The sequence below is a fragment of the Pseudomonas sp. Pseusp9 genome, assembly GCF_059491265.1.
This window is the reverse complement of record NZ_CP168500.1, coordinates 477675-503536: the sequence shown is the minus strand read 5'-3', so window position 1 is coordinate 503536 and position 25862 is coordinate 477675. Positions and strand designations below refer to the sequence as shown.

Annotated in this window: 21 protein-coding genes and 2 tRNA genes; 4 read left to right on the top strand and 19 right to left on the bottom strand. The window is 60.5% G+C overall.

The window, feature by feature from the left end; translation table 11 throughout:
- Nucleotides 1-37: 37 nt before the first annotated feature.
- From dnaB to rnr, 7 genes are all read right to left on the bottom strand, one after another.
- Nucleotides 38-1435, bottom strand: coding sequence for a replicative DNA helicase (gene dnaB, locus ACEN8E_RS02150; RefSeq protein WP_057397743.1), 1398 nt, complete (start codon nt 1433-1435; stop codon nt 38-40).
- Between the two features lie 123 nt (nt 1436-1558).
- Entirely contained in the window at nt 1559-2005 is a 447-nt protein-coding gene (gene rplI, locus ACEN8E_RS02145) for a 50S ribosomal protein L9 (RefSeq protein WP_007973276.1), read from the bottom strand.
- 19 nt (nt 2006-2024) lie between these two features.
- On the bottom strand, nt 2025-2918 hold the full coding sequence (locus tag ACEN8E_RS02140; RefSeq protein ID WP_495591246.1) for a hypothetical protein: 894 nt from the start codon (nt 2916-2918) through the stop codon (nt 2025-2027).
- Between the two features lie 36 nt (nt 2919-2954).
- Nucleotides 2955-3185: a 30S ribosomal protein S18 gene (gene rpsR, locus ACEN8E_RS02135; protein WP_002551829.1), complete on the bottom strand. Its 231-nt coding sequence runs from the start codon at nt 3183-3185 to the stop codon at nt 2955-2957.
- Nucleotides 3186-3213: 28 nt separating this feature from the next.
- Nucleotides 3214-3636 carry a 30S ribosomal protein S6 gene (gene rpsF, locus ACEN8E_RS02130; RefSeq protein ID WP_007982042.1) on the bottom strand — a complete coding sequence of 141 codons (423 nt, stop codon included), beginning with the start codon at nt 3634-3636 and terminating at the stop codon, nt 3214-3216.
- A gap of 305 nt (nt 3637-3941) precedes the next feature.
- The gene (gene rlmB / locus ACEN8E_RS02125; protein ID WP_495591245.1) at nt 3942-4709 is read right to left on the bottom strand and encodes a 23S rRNA (guanosine(2251)-2'-O)-methyltransferase RlmB; all 768 of its coding nucleotides are present in this window, start codon (nt 4707-4709) and stop codon (nt 3942-3944) included.
- Nucleotides 4706-7330, bottom strand: coding sequence for a ribonuclease R (rnr, locus tag ACEN8E_RS02120; protein WP_495591244.1), 2625 nt, complete (start codon nt 7328-7330; stop codon nt 4706-4708). Before rnr ends, rlmB begins: the two co-directional genes overlap by 4 nt.
- Before the next feature lie 224 nt (nt 7331-7554).
- Here rnr and ACEN8E_RS02115 point away from each other — a divergent pair.
- The 4 genes from ACEN8E_RS02115 (at nt 7555) to ACEN8E_RS02100 (ending at nt 10758) form a co-directional block, all read left to right on the top strand.
- Nucleotides 7555-7641 (top strand) — tRNA-Leu (locus ACEN8E_RS02115).
- A 168-nt stretch (nt 7642-7809) separates the two neighbouring features.
- Nucleotides 7810-7896: transfer RNA gene (locus ACEN8E_RS02110), tRNA-Leu, on the top strand.
- A gap of 304 nt (nt 7897-8200) precedes the next feature.
- Nucleotides 8201-9211 carry an extracellular solute-binding protein gene (locus tag ACEN8E_RS02105; protein WP_495591243.1) on the top strand — a complete coding sequence of 337 codons (1011 nt, stop codon included), beginning with the start codon at nt 8201-8203 and terminating at the stop codon, nt 9209-9211.
- A complete protein-coding gene (locus ACEN8E_RS02100) occupies nt 9211-10758 on the top strand; it encodes an ABC transporter permease (protein WP_495591242.1) in 1548 nt (515 codons plus the stop codon). Before ACEN8E_RS02105 ends, ACEN8E_RS02100 begins: the two co-directional genes overlap by 1 nt.
- Before the next feature lie 92 nt (nt 10759-10850).
- Here the strand turns inward: ACEN8E_RS02100 and ACEN8E_RS02095 are convergent, their stop codons facing one another.
- The 12 genes from ACEN8E_RS02095 to ACEN8E_RS02040 form a co-directional block, all read right to left on the bottom strand.
- Nucleotides 10851-12785 (bottom strand): methyl-accepting chemotaxis protein, encoded by a 1935-nt coding sequence (locus ACEN8E_RS02095; protein WP_495591241.1) that lies wholly within the window; start codon nt 12783-12785, stop codon nt 10851-10853.
- A 150-nt stretch (nt 12786-12935) separates the two neighbouring features.
- The gene (locus ACEN8E_RS02090) at nt 12936-14225 is read right to left on the bottom strand and encodes an adenylosuccinate synthase (protein ID WP_429366329.1); all 1290 of its coding nucleotides are present in this window, start codon (nt 14223-14225) and stop codon (nt 12936-12938) included.
- Nucleotides 14226-14279: 54 nt separating this feature from the next.
- A complete protein-coding gene (locus tag ACEN8E_RS02085; RefSeq protein WP_007973265.1) occupies nt 14280-15467 on the bottom strand; it encodes an ATP phosphoribosyltransferase regulatory subunit in 1188 nt (395 codons plus the stop codon).
- Between the two features lie 310 nt (nt 15468-15777).
- A complete protein-coding gene (gene hflC / locus ACEN8E_RS02080) occupies nt 15778-16647 on the bottom strand; it encodes a protease modulator HflC (RefSeq protein ID WP_046039827.1) in 870 nt (289 codons plus the stop codon).
- Nucleotides 16647-17822 (bottom strand): FtsH protease activity modulator HflK, encoded by a 1176-nt coding sequence (hflK, locus tag ACEN8E_RS02075; RefSeq protein WP_429366330.1) that lies wholly within the window; start codon nt 17820-17822, stop codon nt 16647-16649. Before hflK ends, hflC begins: the two co-directional genes overlap by 1 nt.
- A 96-nt stretch (nt 17823-17918) precedes the next feature.
- Nucleotides 17919-19220, bottom strand: a complete 1302-nt coding sequence (gene hflX / locus ACEN8E_RS02070; protein ID WP_495591240.1) for a ribosome rescue GTPase HflX — start codon at nt 19218-19220, stop codon at nt 17919-17921.
- 12 nt (nt 19221-19232) lie between these two features.
- The gene (gene hfq / locus ACEN8E_RS02065) at nt 19233-19493 is read right to left on the bottom strand and encodes an RNA chaperone Hfq (RefSeq protein ID WP_008016896.1); all 261 of its coding nucleotides are present in this window, start codon (nt 19491-19493) and stop codon (nt 19233-19235) included.
- Nucleotides 19494-19587: 94 nt separating this feature from the next.
- Nucleotides 19588-20559: a tRNA (adenosine(37)-N6)-dimethylallyltransferase MiaA gene (gene miaA, locus ACEN8E_RS02060; protein ID WP_495593263.1), complete on the bottom strand. Its 972-nt coding sequence runs from the start codon at nt 20557-20559 to the stop codon at nt 19588-19590.
- Nucleotides 20559-22469 carry a DNA mismatch repair endonuclease MutL gene (gene mutL, locus ACEN8E_RS02055; RefSeq protein ID WP_495591239.1) on the bottom strand — a complete coding sequence of 637 codons (1911 nt, stop codon included), beginning with the start codon at nt 22467-22469 and terminating at the stop codon, nt 20559-20561. Before mutL ends, miaA begins: the two co-directional genes overlap by 1 nt.
- Nucleotides 22466-23896, bottom strand: a complete 1431-nt coding sequence (locus ACEN8E_RS02050; protein WP_495591238.1) for an N-acetylmuramoyl-L-alanine amidase — start codon at nt 23894-23896, stop codon at nt 22466-22468. The genes mutL and ACEN8E_RS02050 overlap by 4 nt, the downstream gene beginning before the upstream one ends.
- Nucleotides 23897-24367, bottom strand: coding sequence for a tRNA (adenosine(37)-N6)-threonylcarbamoyltransferase complex ATPase subunit type 1 TsaE (gene tsaE / locus ACEN8E_RS02045; RefSeq protein ID WP_495591237.1), 471 nt, complete (start codon nt 24365-24367; stop codon nt 23897-23899).
- On the bottom strand, nt 24355-25854 hold the full coding sequence (locus ACEN8E_RS02040; RefSeq protein ID WP_495591236.1) for an NAD(P)H-hydrate dehydratase: 1500 nt from the start codon (nt 25852-25854) through the stop codon (nt 24355-24357). Before ACEN8E_RS02040 ends, tsaE begins: the two co-directional genes overlap by 13 nt.
- Nucleotides 25855-25862 lie beyond the last annotated feature (8 nt).

The window sequence follows — 25862 nt, the reverse complement described above, 5'->3', positions numbered from 1 at the left end:
GGCTTGCCCGCGATGGCGTCCTTTCAGACACTACAAATCATTCATCGTCGTCAAAGTTGTAGCTGCCCGGCGCCAGGTTCTCGAATCGGGTGTATTTACCGATGAAGGCCAGGCGGATAAAGCCGATCGGCCCGTTCCGCTGCTTGCCGATGATGATCTCGGCAATGCCCTTGTGCTCGGTTTCCGGGTGATACACCTCGTCGCGATAAACGAACATGATCACGTCGGCGTCCTGCTCGATCGCTCCTGATTCCCGCAAGTCGGAGTTCACCGGGCGCTTGTTCGGCCGCTGTTCCAGGGAACGGTTGAGCTGCGAGAGCGCCACCACCGGGCAGTTGAATTCCTTGGCCAGGGCTTTCAGGGATCGGGAGATCTCGGAAATCTCGTTGGTCCGGTTGTCACCGCTGGAACCCGGGATCTGCATCAATTGCAGGTAGTCGATCATGATCAGGCCGACATCGCCATGTTCACGCACCAGGCGGCGGGTCCGGGCGCGCATTTCCGACGGGCTGATGCCGGCGGTATCGTCGATGAACAACTTGCGGTCGTTGAGCAGGTTGACCGCCGAGGTCAGGCGCGGCCAGTCGTCGTCTTCCAGCTGACCGGAACGGACCTTGGTCTGGTCGATGCGCCCCAGGGACGACAACATACGCATGATCAGCGATTCGCCTGGCATCTCGAGCGAGTAAACCAGGACAGCCTTCTCGCTGCGCAACACGGCGTTTTCCACCAGGTTCATCGCAAAGGTGGTTTTACCCATCGACGGACGGCCGGCGACGATGATCAGGTCGGCCGGTTGCAGGCCGCTGGTCTTCTCGTCGAGGTCGGTGTAGCCGGTGGACAGGCCGGTAATGGCGTTGTCGGTGTTGAACAGGGTGTCGATGCGGTCGATGGCCTTGGTCAGCAGGTCGTTGACGCCCACCGGGCCACCGGTTTTTGGCCGGGCCTCGGCGATCTGGAAGATCTGGCGTTCGGCTTCGTCGAGAATCTCGGCGGCGGTGCGGCCTTCCGGGTTGAAAGCGCTGTCGGCAATTTCAGTGCTGATGCCGATCAACTGGCGCAATGTCGCCCGCTCACGAACGATCTGCGCATAAGCCTTGATGTTGGCGACGGATGGCGTGTTTTTCGCCAATTCACCGAGGTAACCGAGACCGCCGACCTGCGAAGTCTGACCTTCCTTGTCCAGTTGCTCGGACAGGGTCACGACGTCGATCGGCATGTTCTGATCGGCCAGCTTGGCGATCGCACGGAAAATCAGGCGGTGGTCATGTCGATAGAAATCGCCGTCGGAGACTTGATCGAGCACGCGTTCCCAGGCGTTGTTGTCCAGCATCAGACCACCGAGCACGGCCTGTTCGGCCTCGATGGAGTGCGGCGGCACCTTCAGGGCGGCGGTTTGCAGATCGTATTGCTCGGGAGCGGAGATATCGTTCATGGCCACTTGTGTTTTGGGTGATGAAAAGCAGGGGGTTCAGAAAGACAAAGGGCACGACCTGTAAACAGGATCGTGCCCGATGTTACCGGCAAGCACCCGAGGGTGCCAGCCGACAAGTGCTGCTTAAGCTGCTACCACGACAACGCGTACGGTGGCTTCAACTTCGGCGTGCAGGTGCACGGCTACGTCGAATTCGCCTACGTTGCGGATGGTGCCGTTCGGCAGACGAACTTCGCTCTTCTGCACTTCAACGCCGGAGGCGGTCAGTGCGTCAGCGATGTCGTGAGTACCGATCGAACCGAACAGCTTGCCTTCGTCGCCAGCGGTGGCAGTGATGGTCACTTCCAGCTCGGCCAGTTGGGCAGCGCGGCTTTCAGCCGATGCTTTGCGATCTGCTGCAGCTTTTTCCAGCTCGGCACGACGCTCTTCGAACGCAGCCAGGTTGGCTGGGGTCGCAGCGGTAGCTTTGCCGTAAGGCAGCAGGTAGTTACGACCGTAACCAGCCTTAACGTTCACTTTGTCACCCAGGTTGCCCAGGTTGGTGACTTTTTCCAGAAGGATCAGTTGCATGTGAAAATCCTCTTAACTTTTAACCTTCACCGTTCGCGTTATCGGCATCTTTCGGTGCCGAACGACCGCGAAAATCAATCAGGCTGTCGACGATGGCCAGGACCACCAGCAACGGATAGATCAGTTGCATGAACAGCAACAGCGTCACGTACAACCCCACCAGCCAGAACCTGGCCAGTCGCTTCTGCGCCACCAGCCCGTGAATCAGGGCCAGCCCGGCGAACACCAGCGGTACGCTGCACAACGGCGTCAACATGGCCATCTGCGGACCGATGTTCGGCCCCAGAAGCATGCACGCCAGCAGCAACATCGCCGGCAACAGCGGGAAGCGGATGGCGCGAAACTCGCGACCAAAACCGCCCGGGTTATACAACAACGCCTGCCAGTAGCGCCCGACAAGCAGGCTCAGCAAGCTGACGATTTGCAACAACGCCGCAATCAGGCCGGTCAGGACCGGTGCAATCAGGGACGCGAAACGCGCTTGTTCGTCTACCGACATCTTCTGGTAGACATCACCGAGTAGCGACGGCATGACTTTGATCAAAGCCTGCGCCAGCATCTCGATCTGGGGAGCAAAAGCTGTCCCCAACACCACTGAAAACACCACTCCCATCGCTATGCTGACCAGCAGCACGCGGTTCCAGGACTCGCTTGCGCGCAAAACCAACGCAAGGCTCGCAGACCCCAGCAGCACCAGAAGTGCCCGTGGGTCGTCGGAGTACAGCCACCAGACCAATGCCGGCAGCAGTCCCAGAGCAAGAACGCCCAGGGCGTCCCTCAATCCGCGCCGCAGGAGCACAAGGCATCCGGCGGCAGCACCCAACCAATACAACAACGGCATCGCCGCGCATCCAGCCACTACGAGAGTGGCCTGCATACGGCCGCGCATGATGAACTCAGCTATGGCCCGCATGCATTCAATCCTTTGCTACGTGTCGACTGCCCGGTCTCAGCGGCCGTGGCTGTCGGTGTAGGCCAGCAGGGCCAGGAAGCGGGCGCGCTTGATAGCGGTGGCCAGCTGACGCTGATAACGAGCTTTGGTACCGGTGATGCGGCTTGGAACAATTTTGCCGGTCTCGGATACGTAGGCTTTCAGAGTGTTGAGATCTTTGTAATCGATCTCTTTCACGTCTTCAGCGGTGAAGCGGCAGAATTTACGACGACGGAAGAAACGTGCCATTTGATAGGCTCCTTAAAAGGTCCGTGGATTACTCGTCAGCGTTATCGCTGTTGTCGCTGTCATCACTGTCAACGCTTTCAGCGCCTTCGTGCTCAGGACGGTCGCGACGCTCACGGCGCTCACTGCGGTTTTCTTCAGCCTTGAGCATCTCGGACTGGCCGGTAACGGCTTCGTCGCGACGGATGACCAGGTTACGGATCACTGCATCGTTGTAGCGGAAGTTGTCTTCCAGCTCGGCCAGGGCCTTGCCAGTGCACTCAACGTTCAGCATCACGTAGTGAGCCTTGTGAACATTGTTGATTGCGTAGGCCAGTTGACGACGGCCCCAATCTTCCAGACGGTGGATTTTGCCGCCGTCTTCTTCGATCAGCTTGGTGTAACGCTCAACCATGCCGCCGACTTGCTCGCTTTGATCCGGGTGGACCAAAAAGATGATTTCGTAATGACGCATGAATGCTCCTTACGGGTTGTAGCCTGCCGCTCAAAAGCGGTCAGACAAGGAGTGAATGACACTTATGGACTTGCGTGGGTAAGGCACATGAATGCCTGCCGTCACAGCAAGGGGCGCAATTGTAGAGAAGGGGCGAGGGAGGCGCAAGGTAATTGGTGATTATTTGAACAGCCACCGATCTTTGCCCAGACACAAAACACTGTGGGAGCGAGCCTGCTCGCGAAGGGGGCACAACATTCAACATTGATGCTGAATGTTACTCCACTTTCGCGAGCAGGCTCGCTCCCACAGGGACTACAACCGGATCAGGCTTTCTTGGCGGCCGCCGCAGCTTTCGCACCACGCTGACGCTGCGCCTCGAACAGGCACACGCCAGTCGCTACCGACACGTTGAGACTGCTGACGCTACCGGCCATCGGCAGATGCACCAGGTAGTCGCAATGCTCGCGGGTCAGGCGACGCATGCCCTTGCCTTCGGCACCCATGATCAGGATGGTCGGGCCGGTGAGATCCTGGTCATACAGGCTGACCTCGGCCTCCCCCGCCGTACCGACAACCCACAAGCCGCGCTGCTGGAGTTTTTCCAGGGTGCGCGCCAGGTTGGTCACGGCGACCAGCGGAATCACTTCCGCCGCACCACAGGCAACCTTTCGCACGACCGGCGTCAGGGTTGCGGATTTGTCCTTCGGCACGATCACCGCCAGCGCGCCCGCCGCATCGGCAGAACGCAGGCAGGCGCCGAGGTTATGCGGATCGGTCACGCCGTCGAGCACCAGCAGCAACGGTGCGCCTTCGGTGCGATCAAGCAGTTCGTCGAGCATCGCCTCGCCCCAGACCTGGCTAGGACTTACGTCCGCCACCACGCCCTGGTGCACGCCTTCAACCCAGGCGTCCATTTCACGACGCTCGGCCTGACCGACCTGGACGCGGTTTTCGTTGGCCAGTTCGATCAAGGTTTGCACCCGCGGATCACCGCGGCCTTCGGCCAGCCAGATCTGCTTCACGCGTTTCGGGTGATGACGCAACAACGCTTCTACAGCGTGTACGCCGTAGATCTTTTCCAACTGACTCATGGCTTGGCCTTAGGTTTACGCGCCCCGCCAGTCTTGGCTGGAGCCGAGCCCGCTTTTGGCGGACCTTTACGATGTTTGCTCGGTTTGGCTGGCTTGCCGCCGACAGCCTTGTCAGGCGCCGACCGGCTGGTCTTTCCCCCAGACGCCGCTTTACCGCCGCTTTTCGCACCGGCCAGCAACGCCTGTTTCATTTCACGGCTCTTGCGCACTTCGGCGTTTTTTGCCGCCGCATCGCTTGGGCGATAGGCCTCGACAGCCTTTTCCTTGGCAGGACGACGACCGGTTTTCGCCGGGGCCGGTTCTGCTTCGGTTTTAGCTGCAGGCGCTGCTTCGGTGCCACGTTTTTTGCGGCCGATCGGCGCACTGATGGTTTTTTCAGCCATCTCGAAGTCGATCTTGCGTTCGTCGAGGTCGACGCGCATGACCCGCACTTCCACGGTGTCACCCAGGCGGAAACTGCGACCGGTACGCTCACCGGCCAGGCGGTGGTGCACAGGATCGAAGTGGTAGTAGTCGCCCGGCAGCGCGGTGACGTGCACCAGGCCTTCGACGTAGATATCGGTCAGCTCGACGAACAGACCAAAACCGGTCACCGCGGTGATCACGCCCGGGAACGATTCGCCCACGCGATCCTTCATGAACTCGCACTTGAGCCAGTTCACCACGTCGCGGGTCGCCTCGTCGGCACGGCGCTCGCTCATCGAGCACTGCTCGCCGAGCTGCTCCAGGGCCGCTTCGTCGTACGGATAGATACGCGCCTTCGGAATGGTCATCGCACCGGCACGACGAACGTGCGGGGTGTCCTGCTTCGAATGGATCACGCTGCGAATCGCCCGGTGCGTGAGCAAGTCCGGGTAGCGGCGGATCGGCGAAGTGAAGTGCGTGTACGCCTCGTAATTCAGGCCGAAGTGGCCCTGGTTATCGGCGCTGTACACCGCCTGGCTCAACGAGCGCAGCATGACAGTCTGGATCAGGTGGAAATCCGGACGATCCTTGATGCCGGCCAGCAGTGCCTGGTAATCCTTAGGCGACGGACCATCCTTGCCTTTGTGCAGGGACAGGCCAAGCTCGCCGAGGAAGGCGCGCAGCTTTTCCAGACGCTCCGGTGGCGGGCCATCGTGAACGCGATACAGCGCCGGGATTTCGTGCTTTTTCAGGAACTCGGCGGTGGCCACGTTGGCCGCCAGCATGCATTCTTCGATCAACTTGTGCGCATCGTTGCGCACAGTCGGCCGGATTTCGGCGATTTTGCGCTCGGAACCGAAGATGATCCGGGTTTCCTGGGTTTCGAAATCAATCGCGCCACGCACATGACGAGCGGCCAGCAATACCTTGTACAGCGAGTAGAGCTGCTTGAGGTGCGGCACCACGTCGGTGTACTCACCGCGAAGCTTGCGCCCCTCGGTGGCTTTCGGCGTTTCCAGCATCGCGCTGACCTTGTTGTAGGTCAGGCGGGCATGGGAGTGGATCACCGCTTCGTAGAAGCAGTAGTCGGTCATCTCGCCGGATTTGGAGATGGTCATCTCGCAAACCATGGCCAGGCGATCGACTTGCGGGTTCAGCGAGCACAAACCGTTGGACAGCTGCTCAGGCAGCATCGGAATCACGCGCTCGGGGAAGTACACCGAGTTGCCGCGAACCTGCGCTTCGGCATCCAGCGCCGAACCGAGCTTCACGTAGCTGGATACGTCGGCAATCGCCACGTACAGCTTCCAGCCGCCGGAGAACAGGCGCAGCTTGCCCGGACGGGCTTCGCAGTAGACCGCGTCATCGAAGTCGCGGGCATCTTCGCCGTCGATGGTGACGAACGGCAGATGACGCAGGTCGATGCGCTTCTCTTTGTCTTTCTCTTCGACTTCCGGCTTGAGCTTGCCGGCTTCCTTGAGCACGGCCTCAGGCCAGACGTGAGGAATGTCGTAGGTACGCAGGGCAACGTCGATCTCCATGCCCGGCGCCATGTAGTTGCCCACGACTTCAACCACGTCGCCTTGCGGCTGGAAGCGTGGCGTCGGCCAGTGAGTGATCTTCACTTCGACGAACTGACCGATCTGCGCGTTGGCGTTACGGCCCGGCGTGACCAGCACTTCCTGCTGGATCTTCGGGTTGTCGGCAACGACGAAGCCGATACCGCCCTCTTCGAAGTAGCGACCGACGATGGTTTCGTGAGCACGGGACACCACTTCGACGATCATGCCTTCGCGGCGACCACGACGGTCCAGGCCGGATACACGGGCCAGGGCACGGTCACCGTCGAACACCAGACGCATCTGCGCCGGGCTCATGAACAGGTCGTCACTGCCGTCGTCCGGCACCAGGAAGCCGAAGCCGTCGCGGTGACCGCTGATGCGACCCAGGATCAGGTCGAGCTTGTCTACCGGCGCATAAGTGCCACGACGGGTATAAATGAGTTGAGCATCGCGCTCCATGGCGCGCAGGCGGCGGCGCAGGGCTTCGATCTGGTCTTCCGTGGTCAGACCAAACTCTTCGACCAGCTGCTCGCGGTTAGCAGGCGAACCTCGATCAGCAAGGTGCTGAAGGATCAGTTCACGGCTAGGAATGGGGTTTTCATATTTTTCCGCTTCACGAGCGGCCTCGGGATCGAGGGACTGCCAATCGGCCATTAGAGAGTTTTCACCTTGTCTATATGCGGGTTAGTTTGGCATAGGCGTAATGAAACGGGAAATTTCAAGCTAAGACGACCCATCTAAAGCTCTTTATCGACACCTCAAAGCTGAATTGCAGACCGCTGGTGAATTTTTTCAGGTTTTTTTGAGGCCGGGGGTTTACAGTTAAAAAGACGCTCCGTATAGTGCGCGCCATCGACGACGGAGACGTTGCCGATACTGCCCAGATGGTGAAATTGGTAGACACGCCAGCTTCAGGTGCTGGTGACCTTACGGTCGTGGAAGTTCGAGTCTTCTTCTGGGCACCAATTTCGAGCTTGAGATTAGATCAATTTCAAGGCTCACACAAAAACCCGCGAAAGCGGGTTTTTTGCATTCTGGGCCCCTGATTTATTAATTTTAAAATCAGGGGTTTACAGATCAAAACGCTCTCCGTATAGTGCGCCACATCAACAGCGGCAACGCTGAAGATGAATGCCCAGATGGTGAAATTGGTAGACACGCCAGCTTCAGGTGCTGGTGGCCTTACGGCCGTGGAAGTTCGAGTCTTCTTCTGGGCACCAATTCAAATTCAAGGTTACGGCCTTGAATTTCACAAGAACCCGCGAAAGCGGGTTTTTGCGTTTCTGGCATCTGAAAACCAATCCTCCCCCTGTAGGAGCGAGCCCTGCTCGCGATGGTCTTGAACGATGACGCGCTCCAACTGGAAAACACGTCGCCTGAAAATTCATCGCGAGCAAGCTCGCTCCTACAAGGGACGCGAACCCGTTAGCAAAGATATGTCAGCCAACACAAGGCGCATTTGAGAAACAATATCGTTTATCATTGTTGCAAGTTTTTGCAATGCGACAGTGAGGAACCCTGCGAATGATGTTTCGAAACACCCTGCGCCGCGGCTTGACCATTACCCTGCTCGGCCTGGCACTCGCCACGCCCCTCACCCAAGCCGCCGACCCGGTTTCCCTGACCCTGTACAACGGCCAACACAAGGAAGTCGGCGACGCGGTCGCCAAAGCCTTCGAAGCCAAGACCGGCATCCACGTCAATGTGCGCAAAGGCAGCAGCAATCAGCTCGCCAGTCAGATCGTCGAAGAGGGCGATCGCTCCCCTGCCGACGTCATCTACACCGAAGAATCGCCACCACTGAACAAACTCGGCGAACAAGGCCTGCTGGCCAAGGCGGATGACGCCACGCTGGCCGTTCTGCCCAAGGAATACGTGGCCGGCAACGGCACCTGGATTGGCGTGACTGCCCGGGTGCGCGTCGTCGCCTTCAACCCCAGGCTGATCGATGAAAAAGACTTGCCCGCCTCGGTGATGGAATTCTCCAAACCCAAATGGCAAGGCAAAGTCGGCTTCGTGCCCACCAGCGGCGCCTTCCAGGAACAGGCCGTTGCGATCATCAAGGTGCACGGCATGGACGCCGCCGAAGAATGGCTGACCGGACTGCGCGCATTCGGCAAGACCTACAGCAACAACATGGTTGCACTCAAAGCCGTGGAAAATGGCGAAGTGGCCACCGTGCTGGTCAACAACTACTACTGGTTCGCCCTGCAGCGTGAAAAAGGCCAGCTCGACTCGAAACTGCATTACTTCAGCGGCGGCGATATCGGCGGGCTCATCACCGTTTCCAGTGCTGCAGTGCTCAAATCCAGCAAACACCCCCAGGAAGCACAGCAATTGCTCGCCTACATGGCCAGCGAGGAAGGTCAGCGCGTGATCACCCAGACCACCGCCGAATACCCTCTGCACAAAGGCATGGAATCTGATCGCGGGCTCAAGCCATTCAGCGAATTGCAGGCGCCGAACGTGACACCCGCCGACCTCGGCAATGCCGAAGAAGCCCTGGACCTGGAACGTGACGTTGGCTTGAACTGATGAGCGCATCGCTATCTGTCACCTGCCTGCGCCGCAAGCGTCCTCCCATAGGGTTGGTGTTGCCGGTATTGCTACTGGTCGTACTCAGCTTCCTGCCGTTGGCCTATGTCGGACTCAAAGCCTGGCAAGCAGGCTGGGCCCAAGCCTTGCACCTGCTATGGCGGCCCTACGTATTCGGCCTGCTGCGCAACACCCTTGCGTTGATGCTGGGCGTCACCCTCGCCTGCGGCGTGATCGGCCTGTCACTGGCGTGGCTGCTCGAACGCAGCAATCTGGCGGGACGCAGGATTTGGGGTGTGATCCTGTGCCTGCCGTTTGCCGTACCGGCCTTTGTCAGCAGCTTCACCTGGGTTTCGCTGAGCGCTCACTTTGAAGGGCTCGGCGGGGCGATCCTGGTGATGAGCCTGTCCAAGTACCCGCTGATTTTTCTGCCGGTGGCGGCCACCCTGCGCAACCTTGATCCATCACTTGAAGAGTCGGCCCGCACCTTGGGCCAGAATCGTTGGGGTGTGTTCTTGCGCGTCACCCTGCCCCTGCTCTGGCCATCGCTGCTGGCGGGCTCGTTGCTGATTGCGCTGCACATGCTGGTGGAGTTCGGCGCCTTGTCGATCATCGGCCTGCAAACCTTCACCACGGCGATCTATCAGCAGTTCGAGCTGGAGTTCAGCAATGCCAACGCGGCGATGCTCTCTGCCGTATTGCTGATGCTATGCCTGGCACTGCTGTGGCTGGAGCTGCGCGTGCGCGGCAAGGGTCGACACGTGCGCACAGGCCAAGGTGCGGCGCGACAGGCGGAACAGGTTCAGCTGGGGCCGTGGGCAGTGGCGGGACAGCTTTATTGCTTGCTGCTGGCAATCATCGGCAGCGGGATCCCGCTGGGCATGCTGGTCTACTGGCTGGCCGTGGGGTCATCAGCAGCCTTTCCCGTGGCAGCGATCGGCGAAGCCTTGCTGTCATCCCTCGCCCTGTCGCTGGGTGGCGCCGGGTTTTGCCTGGTGCTGGCGGTGCCGGTCGGCCTGCTGGTCGTACGCTACAAAGGTCAGCTGGCGATCTGGGCCGAGCGCTTGCCGTATCTGCTGCACGCCCTGCCGGGGCTGGTCATTGCCCTGACCCTGGTGTATTTCGCCCTGCACTACGTGCCGATGCTTTACCAGACTTCGGCATTGCTGCTGATCGCCTACGCCCTGCTGTTTCTGCCTCTGGCCCAGGCGCCGATCCGCACCGCCCTGAACAAGGCGGCACCGCAACTCGAGGAGGCCGCCCGCACACTCGGAGCTTCCTCATTCAGTGCGTTCTGCCGAGTGACACTGCCGATTATCTTTCCGGCGCTGGGCGCGGCTTTTGCGCTGGTGTTTCTGGATGCGATGAAGGAACTGACGGCGACACTGCTGTTGAGTCCGACCGGACTCAACACCCTGGCGACGGAGGTGTGGGCGCATACCGCGAATGTGGAGTTTGCGGCGGCGGCACCTTATGCGGCGTTGTTGATATTGGTGTCGGGGCTGCCGGTCTACCTGCTTACGACTCGGATGTATCTGAGCCGCTGATACCGCCTTCGCGAGCAGGCTCGCTCCCACAGGAAGACGCATTCCAATGTGGGAGCGAGCCTGCTCGCGAATGGGCCGGCACAGACAATAGACTAAGCCCTGAACTGCCCCAGGCTCGCCTTCAACTGCGCCGCCAGGCCATCGAGCACCTTGCCGCTCGCCGTGGTCTCCACAACCGCCTGCGCCGCTTTCTCGGCCTGGGCATGAATGGTCTGGACCCGCCCGCGCACTGCCTGCGCACCCTGCGCCTGATGCGCCGCAGCCTGGGTAGCCAAGCCGATCGCCGCATGGACTTGCTCGACGGATGCCTGCACCGACTGCTGCAACCGGGCGCTGTCACGCAGCACCAGCAAACCCTCACTGGCCTGGCGCCCGGCCTGACCAATCGCCGCCACCGCCTCACGCGCACCTTGCTGCAACGCAACGATGTGCGCCTGAATATCGCCGGTGGAGCTCTGCGTCTTGCTCGCCAGCGCCCGCACCTCATCCGCCACCACCGCAAACCCGCGCCCTGTCTCGCCGGCACGCGCCGCTTCAATAGCCGCGTTCAGCGCCAGCAGGTTGGTCTGCTCGGCGATGCCATGAATGACCGTCAACACCACTTCGATCTGCTCGCTTTGCTGTGCCAGGCGCTCGATCACTTGCGCACCGGTATTGACCTGACCCGCCAGCTCCTCGATCAGGCTGCCGACTTTCGCCGAGGTCCGGGTGTTTTCATCGGTAGCCTGGCGAATGTCCACGACCTGCTTCAGCGCCGCCTGCATGGCGTGGCTTTCCGACTGCGCCTCATCAGCCATTTGCGACAAGGCACGCAAACTCTCCGCCACCTCGTCGCGCTGCATGCCAGCCGCCGCATCCGCACCGGCATTGCGCAGGGTCATGGCGCCAATTTCCACACCGGTACGCTGGGCGACATCGCCCGCCTCGCGCACGATCGGCTGCAATTTATCCACAAAGCGATTGACCGCCGAGGCCATGTCGCCGATCTCATCCTTGCTGTTGATCTGCACACGCTTGGTCAGATCGCCCTCGCCCGCCGCGAGGTCATCCATGGCAACGATCAGCATCTTCAGGCGATTGACCACGCGGCGACCGAGCACCACCGCCAACAACAGCAGGACACCGAAGCCCACCGCCGCCAGACACACACCGATGCGCCAGCGCAAGGTCGCGGCGGCTTCCTGTACGGTGCTGGTAGTGTTGGCTTTCATTTCCGCCGCCGTTGACTGCGCCGACTGCAGACGCGAGCGCATGGCCGCTGCGCTGTCGGCGGCCGCGCCCTTGAGGCTGTCGGCCACCAGTTGATCGCTGCTGGCGATCAGGGCCGAGAAGCGCTTGTCGAGGGCCGCGAGATCGGTTTCCACCGAGGCAGTCGAGACCCCCATCAGGACCTTGCCGATTTCCACGCCATTGGGGTTGATCGAAGCCTCGATGTAGAAGACTGACGGGTCGTTTTTCGCCGCATCCAGCACCTTGTCGAGCGCCCGCTCGCCCTGGCCTTTTTCCAGCAGCGCCTTGTTGATCGGGTTTTCCCGGTTGAGGTAGCGCGTCAGGTGCTGGCCGGTGGCGTCGTCATACACCACGAACAGCACATTGGGATTGCGTTGCGCCCGGCGGGCGAACTCGGACAGTGTCGGAACGTCGTTGTCCCACATGGCACGGGGCGCGACTGAAGCCAGGAGCTGCGCCATATCGTTGGCGGAGTCCTTCAGATCCTTTTCCAGGGTCGAGCGCAATTGCGCCTGCTCTTCCTCGAGACGCGAGGACAAACCGGCCGTGAGGCGTTGACGTGTACTGGCAGAGAGACCGTCCAGACTGGACGTGACTTCGCGCCCTGCCTGCTCGAGCTCGGCGGATAGCTTTTGACTGTCCGCACCCAGGCGCATGCCCAGATCGGCTTCCAGCGCGGTCACCGTGCTCCGGGTCAGGGCAACAGCCACCAGCACCTGCACCAAAAGGGCGATACCAAGGGTAACGAACACAGGCCGCAACAAGCGGCTCTGTAACAATGAGAGAACGGCCGACATCTGAAATCCCTCTGCTTTGGCGCCATTAAATTGATAGCACGCCTGAAGCAATGCTTTTTTTAATGTTCACAGCAAAGGTCATGCCGTTCGGCAGGCATAAACGACAAAGGGCCCGATCATGGGCCCTTTGTGTTTTACATCAACGACTTATCAAGCGAACGGATGACGCAGAACGATGGTTTCGTTGCGGTCCGGACCCGTCGAAATAATGTCGATCGGCGCGCCGATCAGCTCTTCAACGCGCTTGATGTACGCGCGGGCGTTAGCTGGTAGCTCTTCCAGGGTTTTGGCACCCACGGTCGATTCCGTCCAACCCGGCACTTCTTCGTACACAGGCTGCAGGCCTACGTAGCTGTCAGCGTCAGTCGGGGCAACGGTGTTGCCTTGCGCATCCTTGTAGCCGACACAGATGTTGATGGTTTCCAGGCCGTCGAGCACGTCCAGCTTGGTCAGGCAGATGCCCGAGATGCTGTTCACATCGATAGCGCGACGCAGGATAACAGCGTCGAACCAGCCACAACGACGAGCACGGCCGGTAGTCGCGCCGAACTCGTGACCTTGCTTGGCCAGGTGCGCACCGACTTCATCGAACAGCTCAGTCGGGAATGGACCCGAACCTACACGCGTGGTGTAAGCCTTGGTGATGCCCAGGATGTAGTCCAGGAACATAGGGCCAACACCCGAACCGGTAGCAACGCCGCCAGCGGTGGTGTTAGAGCTGGTCACGTACGGGTAGGTACCGTGGTCGATGTCCAGCAGGGAGCCCTGGGCGCCTTCGAACATGATGTCCTTGCCAGCGCGACGCAGGTCGTGCAGCTCGGCAGTCACATCCAGCATCAGCGGCTTGAGCAGCTCAGCGTATTCCTTGCATTCGGCCAGGGTCTTTTCGAATTCGATGGCTGGCTCTTTGTAGTAACCCACCAGCATGAAGTTGTGGTAATCCACCAGTTCACGCAGCTTGTCTTCAAAGCGCGGCATGTTGAGCAGGTCGCCCACACGCAGGCCACGACGTGCAACCTTGTCTTCGTAGGCCGGACCGATGCCGCGACCGGTGGTACCGATCTTCAGCTCGCCACGAGCCTTTTCACGGGCCTGATCCAGCGCAACGTGGAAGGACAGGATCAGCGGGCAGGAAGGGCTGATACGCAGGCGCTCGCGCACCGGTACGCCTTTCTCTTCCAGCTTGACGATTTCACGCATCAGGGCGTCAGGTGCAACCACCACGCCGTTGCCGATCAGGCACTGTACGCCTTCGCGCAGCACGCCCGACGGAATCAGGTGCAAGACGGTCTTTTCACCGTCGATCACCAAGGTGTGTCCAGCGTTGTGGCCACCCTGGTAGCGCACTACGGCGGCAGCATGTTCGGTCAGCAGATCAACGATCTTGCCTTTGCCCTCATCACCCCATTGGGTGCCCAGGACTACGACATTCTTACCCATAACACTTGTCCTCATTCGCGCAAACTTGGTGCCGGCGGCAGCCGGCGGGAAAACTCAAGAAGCCAGTGGCGATACTTGCCAAAGCCCGTTCTGCTGAATCAATTGCCGGTCGCAGTCCGCTTCACGGGCGGCGGCCAAAGGTTGTCCAGGCAAGGCCTGAACGACACGCTGACCCTCACTGCGCAACTGGCAAACCTGCTGCCAGAGTGCCGCATCCGTACTGTCAGGCATCCAGATACCGCCAGACGGTAGCTCGATCTCAGCACGCCCCAGGGTCACCAGGGTTTTCAAATCGGTGGAGAAGCCGGTTGCCGGACGGGCGCGACCGAAGTCGGCGCCGATGTCGTCGTAACGACCGCCCTGGGCAATGGACTGGCCAACACCCGGTACGAACACGGCGAACACTACGCCGGTGTGGTAGTGGTAACCACGCAATTCGCCCAGGTCGAAATACAGCGGCAGCTCAGGGAAACGCACAGACAAACGCTCGGCAATCGCCAGCAGGTCGTCCAGTGCCGCCAGAACCGGGGCCGGAGCCTTGGCCAGGCGCTCGCGGGCCGCCGCCAGCACTTCACGGCCGCCACACAGGTCGACCAACGCGCGCAACATGCCCGACAGATCGGCAGGCAAGCCTTCGGTCAGGGTAATGACCTCGTCGATGGCCTTGCGTTGCAATGCGTCGAACAACTGCTGTTCAACTTCACCGGACAAACCGGCGGCGCGGGCCAACCCGCGGTAGATACCCACATGCCCAAGGTCCATGTGCACGTCTGGCACATCGGCCAGTTGCAGCATGGCCAGCATCAGGCTGATGACTTCGACGTCGCTGCTCGGGCTACCGTCGCCGTACAGCTCGGCACCCAGTTGAATCGGGCTGCGCGAGGACGACAAGGCACGAGGCTGCGCATGCAGCACGCTACCGGCATAGCACAGGCGGCTCGGACCTTCGCGGCGCAGGGTGTGCGCATCGATGCGCGCCACTTGCGGCGTGATGTCGGCACGGAAACCCATTTGCCGGCCCGATTGCGGGTCGATGACCTTGAAGGTCCGCAGGTCCAGGTCCTGGCCCGCGCCAGTCAGCAGGGATTCCAGGTACTCGATATGGGGAGTCACGACAAACTCGTAACCCCAGCTCTGGAACAGATCCAACACCTGACGACGCGCGACTTCAATACGCGCCGCTTCCGGTGGCAGTACTTCTTCGATGCCATCTGGCAGAAGCCAGCGGTCTACCGTTGCCATTACGCCTTCCCCTATATCCGGGCGACCAGCCTGTCGGCAAGCCTTGAGTGAAGCAGAAAATGATCAGCTCATGTGCAATCCACGCGCATGGGCGACGGAGCGAAAAGCCCTTCTACCGGCTTCGCCAACCACTTTCCTCGAAAAACTGTCGAGCCAATCGGCCCGGCGTCCGCTTGAAAACAGCAATCAAACATGCAGACGCAAAAAAGCCGGGAATTTCCCGGCTGCCGCATCATACACACGTTTTCCCAAAGGATCACCCCGCCAGAGGTTTTAGCCGCCCGGCGGGAGGATTCAGGTCAACGCCGTATCAAGGCTTGGCTTTTTCCAGGTAATGGAAGAAGTCGCTGCTTGGGTCGAGAACCATGACGTCGGATTTGTTCGCGAAGCTTTCACGGTAGGCGCGCAGGCTACGGTAGAACGCGTAGAACTCCTGATCCTGACCGTATGCCTTGGAGTAGATCGCAGCAGCCTGGGCATCGCCGTCACCGCGAACCTCTTCGGACTCACGATAGGCTTCAGCCAGCAGCACGCGGCGTTGGCGATCGGCGTCGGCACGGATGCCTTCGGCCAGTTCGTTACCCTTGGCGCGGTGCTCGCGAGCTTCACGCTCACGCTCGGTGCTCATACGCTCGAACACGCTGCGGTTGACTTCTTTGGGCAGGTCGATGGTCTTGACTCGAACATCGACAACTTCGATGCCCAGTTCCTTTTCAGCCATCTTGTTCAACGAAGCAGTAATGTCCGCCATCAGCGCATCGCGCTCACCGGAGACCACCTCGTGCAACGTGCGCTTACCGAACTGGTCACGCAGGCCCGATTCCAGACGACGGGACAGACGCTCGTCGGCGATCTGCTTGAGACCGGAAGTCGCGGTGTAGAAACGCTCTGCGTCCTTCACGCGCCACTTGGCGTAGGCATCGACCATCACGGCTTTCTTTTCCAGCGTCAGGAAGCGCTGCGTCGGTGCATCCAGCGTCATCAGGCGTGCGTCGAATTTACGCACCTGGTTAACGTAAGGCACTTTCACGTGCAGCCCTGGCTGAACATCGGTCTGGACCACGCGACCGAACTGCAGCAACACCGCGCGCTCGGTCTGAGCGACGATGTAGAAGCAGTTCCAGGCAGCGATCGCCACGACGACGCCGACAATAAGGGCGATCAGCGATTTATTGCTCATCAGCGACTCTCCCTGGTACGTGCCTGCTGCTGCAGATCTGCTGCCGCACGCGTATTCGCTTCATTGCTGGTGGCTGCCGCACCGCTGCTCATCGGAGTGCTGGTGCTGCGACCACTTTCGACCATCTTGTCCAGCGGCAGGTACAGCAGGTTGCTCTGGCCGTTCTTGTTGCCGGTCACGAGAACCTTGCTGGTGTTGCTGAAGACTTCCTGCATGGTGTCCAGGTACAGACGCTGGCGGGTGACTTCAGGAGCCTTGCGGTACTCGGCGACCAGCTTGGTGAAGCGATCGGCCTCACCCTTGGCGCGCGAGACGGTTTCGTCACGGTAGCCATTGGCATCCTCGAGAATGCGCTGGGCCTGACCACGAGCTTCCGGCACGACACCATTTGCATAGGTTTCAGCCTGGTTGCGCGAGCGCTGTTCGTCTTCCCGGGCACGGATCACGTCATCGAAGGCTTCCTGGACTTCGCGCGGTGCCGCTGCGCTCTGAACGTTGACCTGGGTAACGGTGATACCGGTGCGGTAGGTGTCCATGAAGCGTTGCAGACGCTCCTTGATTTCGCTGGCCATCAATTCACGACCTTCAGTCAGTACCTGGTCCATCGCGGTGGAGCCCACCACATGGCGCAAGGCGCTGTCGGTCGCGTGCTGCAGGCTGATTTCCGGCTGATCGACGCTCAGCACGAAGTCCTGCAGGTTACTGATCCTGTACTGCACGGTCAGTGGCACTTCGACGATATTCTCGTCTTCGGTGAGCATCTGGCCCTGCTTGGTGTAGGCACGCTCACGCGTGACGTTTTCCATGTACTTCCTGTCGATCGGCGGGAAGTAGATATTCAGGCCAGGACCGACGGTTTCGTAGTACTTGCCGAAGCGCAGCACCACGGCTTGCTCCTGCTCGTCGACGACATAAACCGCGCTGTACAGCCAAACGGCGGCCAACACGACCAGGCCGATGCCGAGCAGGCCGCCAAAGCCGCCACTCTTGCCCGGACCACCGCCGTCGTCGCCACCACGTTTCTTACCACCACCGAACAAACCGTTCAGGCTTTCCTGCAGCTTTCGGAAGGCCTCGTCGAGATCCGGTGGTCCCTTGCGGTCGCCGTTGTTACGACGCTTGCCACCCCAAGGATCCTGATTATTCGAGTTGCCACCCGGCTCATTCCAAGCCATAGCGCTCTCCATCTGATAAAGCAAAGACGCACCCACGGCGCGCCGGCCAATGCTACAGAATGCCTGTCACCACGACACAACCGCTTTCTCAGGCTTTTATTGCAAAGTGTGTTGCTCGATGAATTCCATCGGTTGCAAACCTTCGCGGCTCACCAGCCGATTCAATTCGGCCCGTGGCAAACGAACGGCCAGTAAACTGATACCTTCGTCATCGTGTTCTTCTTTCTGTACCGCACCGAGTTCGAAAAACTGCGCACGCAGTCGAGCGAATCGTTGCGGCAAGCGCAAGGTACCCACAAACAAATCACTGCCCAACAGCTCGGCAATGGCTTGTTCAAGCAACTCCAAACCAGTGCCATCACGCGCCGACAGCCAGACCCGCTGGGGTTTGCCGTTTTCGTCGCGCTGGATTTGTGGCTCAACGCCTTCAAGCAAATCGAGTTTGTTATAGACCTCGAGGATCGGCAAGTCCTGGGCACCAATCTCACCCAGCACCACCATCACCTGTTCGATCTGCAACATGCGATCCGGTTCGGCCGCATCGATCACGTGCAATAACAGGTCGGAGTTGCTCGACTCTTCGAGGGTAGACCGAAATGCCTCGACCAGCTTGTGCGGCAAGTGGCGAATAAAACCCACAGTGTCCGCCAGAACGATCGGCCCCAGATCGTCTATGTCCAGACGACGCAGGGTCGGGTCCAACGTGGCGAACAATTGGTCAGCGGCGTAGACGTCGGATTTCGTCACGTTGTTGAAGAGCGTGGATTTACCGGCGTTGGTGTAACCCACCAAAGACACGGTAGGAATATCCGCACGGGATCGGCCGCGTCGCGACTGTTCACGCTGGCTGCGCACTTTTTCCAGCCGGCCCTTGATCTGTCGCAGGCGAACCCGCAGCAAACGACGGTCGGTTTCCAGTTGGGTTTCACCCGGGCCACGCATGCCGATACCGCCACCTTGACGTTCAAGGTGAGTCCAGCCACGAACCAGACGGGTGCTCATGTGGTCAAGCTGGGCCAGTTCTACCTGGAGCTTGCCCTCATGGGTACGGGCGCGTTGGGCGAAAATATCGAGAATCAGGCCGGTGCGATCGATCACGCGACACTCGAAAACACGTTCGAGGTTACGTTCCTGACTGGGCGTGAGGATGTGATTGAAAATCACCAGATCGGCCTCTTCGGCCTTGACCAGGTCGCGTAGCTCCTCGACCTTACCGCTGCCAATCAGGAATTTGGCGGTTGGCCGATGACGCGGCACGTTAAAAAACGCAACGGTCTCGGCGCCGGCCGAATTAGCCAACTCCTGAAACTCCTGCGGATCTTCGCGCGCCTCAGGGTCCTGTCCATCCAAGTGAACGAGGATGACTCGTTCACCACCACCGTGGCGCTCAAAGAACAAAGGAGACTCCTATCAGGCGTTACCTGGCTCAGTGTCACCTGCGTCGGATTCGGTTGCGCTAGGCAGACGAATTGGACGAACCGGCACCACTGTAGAGATCGCGTGTTTGTAAACCATCTGGCTGACGGTGTTTTTCAGCAGGATAACGAACTGGTCGAAGGACTCGATCGTGCCTTGCAGTTTGATACCGTTGACCAGGTAGATGGACACCCCAACTTTCTCTTTACGTAAAGTATTCAAGTAAGGGTCTTGTAGCGAATGCCCTTTTGACATGTGCCGCACTCCTTTAAGGATTCAATATAAAAAAATAGGTAAACAGATGGCTTTAGCCGCCACACCCCCAAGGATAGACGGCAATTGCAAGGACTCAGCTCAATATGGAGATGGCCCCAAGGTATTTCAAGGCGCGCGGCAGATTGTCGCAATCCAGACTGTCCAGCCAATGCAGATCAGTCCAGCTGCGCAGCCAGGTGAACTGGCGTTTCGCCAATTGGCGCGTGGCAATGATTCCACGCTCCTGCATCTCGGCTGACGTCAGCTTGCCATCCAGGTAGTCCCAGACTTGGCGGTAGCCTACTGCACGTATAGACGGCAACCCGGCATGCAGGTCACTTCTCTTACGCAGGGCTACGACCTCGTCAATGAATCCCTGTTCCAACATTAAAGTGAATCTTTGTTTAATTCGCTCATGCAGTACCTGGCGATTTGCCGGAGCAATGGCCAAGTTCGCAACAGTATAGGGCAATTGTTGCTGTCCCGAAGCGGCTGCTTCGGTACTTTGCACAGATTGTCGCAAACGCAGGGCAGTCATGCTTTGACCGCTGACACGATAAACTTCCAGTGCTCGACTCAACCGCTGGGGATCGTTCGGATGTATGCGCGCCGCAGACTCCGGGTCAATCACCGCCAATTGTTCGTGCAAGGCTTGCCAGCCAAGGCGTGCAGCCTCTTCTTCGATTTGCGCACGGACCTCGGGGTCGGCGGCCGGCATATCCGCCAGACCCTCAACCAGAGCCTTGTAATAGAGCATGGTGCCGCCCACCAGCAACGGAATTTTTCCACGCGAGGTGATATCGGCCATGGCTTGGAGGGCATCACGGCGGAAATCCGCAGCCGAATAGCTCTCGGCCGGATCGAGAATATCGATCAGACGATGCGGATATTGCGCCAACAACTCTTTTGAAGGCTTGGCAGTGCCGATGTCCATGCCACGGTAGACCAGTGCCGAATCGACGCTGATCAACTCGCAAGGCAGGACCTTGGTGAGTTCGATGGCCAGGTCGGTCTTGCCGGCGGCGGTCGGCCCCATCAGGAAAATCGCAGGCGGGAACTGGTTCATCAACGACCGCGCAAGAACAGTTTGTCCAGATCGTCCAGGCCCAGTTGGGTCCAGGTCGGTCGGCCATGGTTGCATTGACCGCTGCGCTCGGTGTTTTCCATGTCGCGCAGCAGACCGTTCATTTCCGGCAGGGCCAAACGCCGATTCGCCCGGACCGCGCCATGGCAGGCCATGGTTCCGAGCAATTCGTTCAGGTGCGCCTGAATGCGATCGCTGGTGCCAAACTCCATCAGGTCAGCCAGGACATCGGCGACCAGCCGGTTGGCTTCGGCCTGCTTGAGCAGTGCCGGAATCTGCCGGATCGCCAGGGTTTCCGGGCCCAGGCGCTGCAATTCAAAGCCCAGGCGCTGGAACCAGGCGACGTGTTCTTCGGCGCAATCGGCTTCACGCTGGCTGACGGCCAGGGACTCCGGCACCAGCAATGGCTGGCCGCTCAGGCCCTCGCTGGCCATCGCCACCTTCAGACGCTCATACATGATTCGCTCGTGGGCGGCGTGCATGTCCACCAGCACCAGGCCTTGAGCGTTTTCCGCAAGAATGTAGATGCCCTTGAGTTGTGCCAGCGCATAACCCAGCGGCGGGATGTCGTCTTGCCCGGCCGGCAGCGCGACGGCATTGGCCTCGGGCAGCGGCGCAAAAAACTCGCGATAGGCGGCCTGCGTTTCGGCGACAGGCACAGCGGACTGCGGACGCGGCGTGTATTGGTACTGATAACCCGCGCCAGCCCCCGAACCCGCCGGCGTATTGAACGACGGCTGAGCCTGAGGTTGTTCCAGCAGCGCATTGGCGGCCAGGCGCATTTCGCCCTGGGGTCCGAATTCACCGGCTTCAAGGCCGGTAGGCCGGACGACGGCCGTGGCAACCGGCGCCGCCAGATGATCGTCGGGCCGCACATCGCCCAAGGCGCGGTGCAAGGTGCCATAGAGGAAATCGTGGACCATGCGCCCTTCACGGAAGCGCACTTCGTGCTTGGTCGGGTGCACGTTGACGTCGACTCCCGTCGGATCGACTTCAAAAAACAGTACAAAGGTCGGGTGCCGACCGTTGAACAGCACGTCGCGATAGGCCTGGCGTACGGCATGAGCCACCAGTTTGTCGCGTACGGCACGGCCATTGACGAAGAAATACTGCAAATCGGCCTGGCTGCGGTTGAAGGTCGGCAAGCCGACCCAGCCCCATAGGTGCAGGCCGTTGCGCTCGATTTCGATCGGCAATGCCTGTTCCAGGAAGCCCGGCCCGCAGATCGCCGCCACACGCCGGGCACGGGCCGCATCATCATAGGCCTCGTGCAGGCTGAGGATGGTCTTGCCGTTATGGCGCAGATGGAACGCCACATCGAAGCGCGCCAGGGCCAGACGCCTGATCACTTCCTGCAAATGGTCGAATTCGGTTTTTTCGGTCTTGAGAAACTTGCGCCGCGCCGGCGTGTTGAAGAACAGGTCACGCACTTCCACCGACGTGCCCACCGGGTGGGCCGCTGGCTGCACGCGGGGCGCCATGTCACGCCCCTCGGTCTCGACCTGCCACGCCTGGTCGGCGTCGCGGGTGCGGGAAGTCAGGGTCAGGCGCGCCACGGAGCTGATCGATGCCAGGGCCTCGCCACGGAACCCCAGGCTCATGACCTGCTCGAGGTCTTCCAGGTTGCGGATCTTGCTGGTGGCATGTCGAGCCAGCGCCAGCGGCAGGTCATCGGCGGAAATGCCGCTGCCATCGTCGCGCACCCGCAGCAATTTGACGCCGCCCTGCTCCACATCGACATCGATACGCCGGGCGCCGGAGTCGAGGCTGTTTTCCAACAACTCCTTGATCACCGAGGCCGGGCGTTCAACCACCTCACCCGCCGCAATCTGGTTCGCCAGTCGCGGGCTGAGCAGCTCGATTCGAGCGCCACCGTTCACGACCTGATTCATTCTTTGGCCGCCAGTTCAGTGCCCGGAATAGTCAGGTGCTGACCGATCTTGAGCTCATCGCTCGACAGGTTGTTGGCGCTGCGCAGGGTCGCGGGCGACACCTGATAGCGCACGGCGATCATCGCCAGGGTCTCGCCCGGGTTGACGCGGTGGTCACGTGGACCTTGCGCAATCTTGCCGGAGTCGCGCAGCCAGGCAATGTAGGTGCCCGGTGGAGGGTTCTGCTGGAAGAACTGGCGCACGCCACTGCTGATCGAACGCGCCAGCGCCTGCTGGTGGTTCGATGCGGCAAGCTTCGAGGCTTCGTTGGCGTTGGAGATAAACCCGGTTTCCACCAGGATCGACGGAATATCCGGCGACTTCAGCACCATGAACCCGGCCTGTTCGACCCGCTGCTTGTGCAAAGGCGTCACCCGGCCAATGTTGCTCAGGACCTTCTGGCCCACGTTCAGGCTGGACGTCAGGGATGCCGTCATCGACAGGTCAAGCAGCACGCCGGCGAGCATGCGGTCCTTGTCATCGAGGCTGACGTTGCCGGCACCACCGATCAGGTCGGAACGGTTTTCGCTGTCGGCCAGCCAGCGCGCAGTTTCCGAAGTGGCACCGCGGTCAGACAGGGCAAATACCGAGGCACCGAAAGCGGCGGCAGAAGGTGCGGCGTCGGCGTGGATCGAGACGAACAGGTCCGCGCCTTTCTTGCGGGCAATTTCGGTACGGCCGCGCAACGGAATGAAGTAGTCGCCGGTACGGGTCAGTTCGGCGCGGAAACCTTTCATGCCGTTGATCTGGCGCTGCAATTCGCGGGCGATCTGCAGCACCACATCTTTTTCGCGTTGACCGCGAGAACCCGATGCACCCGGGTCTTCACCACCGTGCCCGGCGTCGATCACCACAATGATGTCGCGCTTGCCGGCCGGGGCCGGCGGTAGCTTGATTGCCGGCTCGTCAGGCGTTACCGGCACGGCGGGCACCGTGGCGACCGAAGGCGTTGGTACTGGAGGAGGCGCGGCATCTGCGGCGTTATCGAACAGATCGACCACCAACCGGTTGCCGTACTGGGCGTTCGGCGCCAGGGAGAAGCTTTTCGGTGTCACGGCCTTTTTCAGATCGATGACCACCCGCAGGTCGGTCGGCGTGCGCTGAGCCGAGCGCATGGCGGTAATCGGGGTGTTCGAGGTGTTGACATTGAGTGGCGCACCGAGGGTCGCGCCATTGATGTCGATGACCAGGCGATCCGGAGCCGTCAGGGTGAAGACGCTGTGTTGCACCGGGCCGGTCAGGTCAAACACCAGTCGTGTGTTGTCCGGTGCCCGCCACAGACGAACACTGTTGACCTTCGTATCGGCCACAGCGTCGACGGTTACCGCCAAAAACAACACCCCTACGGCAGCCACCAACGCGCGAAAGCGCATACCTAACCCCATCATCTATTTGGATTCCAATGCCAAAGCGGCACACCAGGCCTCGCCACGCGAGCCCTGGGATAAAATTTTCAGCGAACGCCCGCTGTCTTGCGGGCTAATGGTAATGGTCAGGTCGGCCTTTGGCAAAAAGCCTGCACCTTTGTCGGGCCACTCGATCAGACACAGGGCATCATCTTCGAAATAGTCGCGAATACCGAGGAACTCCAGCTCTTCCGGGTCGACCAGACGGTACAAATCGAAATGGAAGGCACGAATGTCGCCGATTTCGTAGGGTTCGACCAGGGTGAAGGTCGGGCTTTTCACAGCCCCGACATGCCCCAGGCCGCGGATGATGCCTCGGGACAACGTGGTTTTACCCATCCCCAGGTTGCCCTCGAGGAAAATCAGGCCATGGCCTTGGGTGATTCGGGCAATGCGTGCGCCAAAGTCGCTCATGGCCTGCTCATCGGCCAGGTACAGGGTTACTTCAGACACGGGGCTTGCTCCTCCAACAACTGACGAATGGCTGGAATAAGATCACTGGCCGCCAGCCCACGGCCCGATTTTCCTTGTTGCTCACCGGCATTGGCGTGCAGCCAGACCGCCAGGCAGGCCGCGTCGAATGGCGCCGTGCCTTGGGCCAGCAACGCGCCGAGCAATCCGGCCAGTACATCGCCCAAACCGGCAGTGGCCATCGCCGGATGCCCCTGATGACACAGCGCCAGACGTCCGTCGGGATGGGCGATCAGGGTGCCGGCACCTTTCAGAACCACCACTGCCGAGTATTTCTTGCTCAACGCCAGCGCTGCGGCCAGGCGATCAGCCTGCACTTGGGCAGTGCTGACACCCAGCAAGCGCGCCGCTTCGCCCGGATGCGGAGTGATCACGCAATCCTTGGGCAAACGGACGAAACCGCCTGCCAGCAGGTTCAACGCGTCGGCATCCCACACTTGCGGCAATGGTGCATTGGCGGCGGCCGACAACAATGAACGCCCCCAACCGGCCTGTCCGAGGCCCGGGCCGACCACCAGCACCGAGACTTTCTCCAGCAGCCCCATCAACTGATTGGCCGACGAAGTGCCCAGCGCCATGGCTTCCGGCACCCGGCTCAACGCCGCTGGCACATGCTCGGGGCGGGTTGCCAGCGAAACCATTCCAGCGCCGCTGCGCAATGCGCTTTCGGTGCTGAGCAGGATCGCTCCGCCAAGGCCATGATCGCCACCGATCAACAGCACATGCCCGAAACGCCCCTTGTGAGACGTCCGTGGGCGAGCCGCCGGTCGAGGAAGATTATGCGCATTGAGGCGCCGGGCGAGAACGGGAATATCACTGTAGATTTCGACCGTGGCTTGCAGATCGTTGAACACCAACTCGCCGACGTGATCTGCTGCATCGCCCGTGAACAGACCCGCTTTCAGCCCGATGAAAGTCACCGTGAGATCGGCGCGCACCGCGACACCCAACTCTCGCCCGGTATCGGCGCACAGCCCGGAAGGAACATCGACCGCCGTCACCGACAGGCCGCTGGCATTGATCGCTTTGATGGCGGCAGAGTAAGGCTCGCGCACTTCGCCGCTCAGGCCGGTGCCGAGCAAGGCATCGAGGACAACACCACACAACTCGCTCTGGCCGCTCCAGCCCTGCATCGCGACGCCTTCAGCCAGCGCCTCGGCATGGGCCAGTGCGGCATCGCCCTGCAAGCGCTGCGGATCTCCGACCGCCAACACGCGCACCTGCCACCCGGCACGCCGTGCCAGCACGGCCACCAGATAACCGTCGCCAGCGTTGTTGCCATGCCCGGTGAGCACCGTCAGTTCATTCGCCGACGGCCATTGCCGTACCAGCGCCCGCCACGTTGCGCGGGCTGCGCGTTGCATCAATTCGAAGCCCGGCGTGCCCGCAGCAATCAGCCGTGCGTCGAGCGCACGCACCTGTGCGGCACCATACAGCGCGTCGGGTAATTCATCTTTAGTGTGCGGCATGCGTCTTC

Coding starts and splice junctions, on each gene's coding strand:
- dnaB (WP_057397743.1), bottom strand. CDS start 1,435: ATGAACGATATCTCCGCTCCCGAGCAATACGATCTGCAAACCGCCGCC.
- rplI (WP_007973276.1), bottom strand. CDS start 2,005: ATGCAACTGATCCTTCTGGAAAAAGTCACCAACCTGGGCAACCTGGGT.
- ACEN8E_RS02140 (WP_495591246.1), bottom strand. CDS start 2,918: ATGCGGGCCATAGCTGAGTTCATCATGCGCGGCCGTATGCAGGCCACT.
- rpsR (WP_002551829.1), bottom strand. CDS start 3,185: ATGGCACGTTTCTTCCGTCGTCGTAAATTCTGCCGCTTCACCGCTGAA.
- rpsF (WP_007982042.1), bottom strand. CDS start 3,636: ATGCGTCATTACGAAATCATCTTTTTGGTCCACCCGGATCAAAGCGAG.
- rlmB (WP_495591245.1), bottom strand. CDS start 4,709: ATGAGTCAGTTGGAAAAGATCTACGGCGTACACGCTGTAGAAGCGTTG.
- rnr (WP_495591244.1), bottom strand. CDS start 7,330: ATGGCCGATTGGCAGTCCCTCGATCCCGAGGCCGCTCGTGAAGCGGAA.
- ACEN8E_RS02105 (WP_495591243.1), top strand. CDS start 8,201: ATGATGTTTCGAAACACCCTGCGCCGCGGCTTGACCATTACCCTGCTC.
- ACEN8E_RS02100 (WP_495591242.1), top strand. CDS start 9,211: ATGAGCGCATCGCTATCTGTCACCTGCCTGCGCCGCAAGCGTCCTCCC.
- ACEN8E_RS02095 (WP_495591241.1), bottom strand. CDS start 12,785: ATGTCGGCCGTTCTCTCATTGTTACAGAGCCGCTTGTTGCGGCCTGTG.
- ACEN8E_RS02090 (WP_429366329.1), bottom strand. CDS start 14,225: ATGGGTAAGAATGTCGTAGTCCTGGGCACCCAATGGGGTGATGAGGGC.
- ACEN8E_RS02085 (WP_007973265.1), bottom strand. CDS start 15,467: ATGGCAACGGTAGACCGCTGGCTTCTGCCAGATGGCATCGAAGAAGTA.
- hflC (WP_046039827.1), bottom strand. CDS start 16,647: ATGAGCAATAAATCGCTGATCGCCCTTATTGTCGGCGTCGTCGTGGCG.
- hflK (WP_429366330.1), bottom strand. CDS start 17,822: ATGGCTTGGAATGAGCCGGGTGGCAACTCGAATAATCAGGATCCTTGG.
- hfq (WP_008016896.1), bottom strand. CDS start 19,493: ATGTCAAAAGGGCATTCGCTACAAGACCCTTACTTGAATACTTTACGT.
- miaA (WP_495593263.1), bottom strand. CDS start 20,559: ATGAACCAGTTCCCGCCTGCGATTTTCCTGATGGGGCCGACCGCCGCC.
- mutL (WP_495591239.1), bottom strand. CDS start 22,469: ATGAATCAGGTCGTGAACGGTGGCGCTCGAATCGAGCTGCTCAGCCCG.
- ACEN8E_RS02050 (WP_495591238.1), bottom strand. CDS start 23,896: ATGATGGGGTTAGGTATGCGCTTTCGCGCGTTGGTGGCTGCCGTAGGG.
- ACEN8E_RS02040 (WP_495591236.1), bottom strand. CDS start 25,854: ATGCCGCACACTAAAGATGAATTACCCGACGCGCTGTATGGTGCCGCA.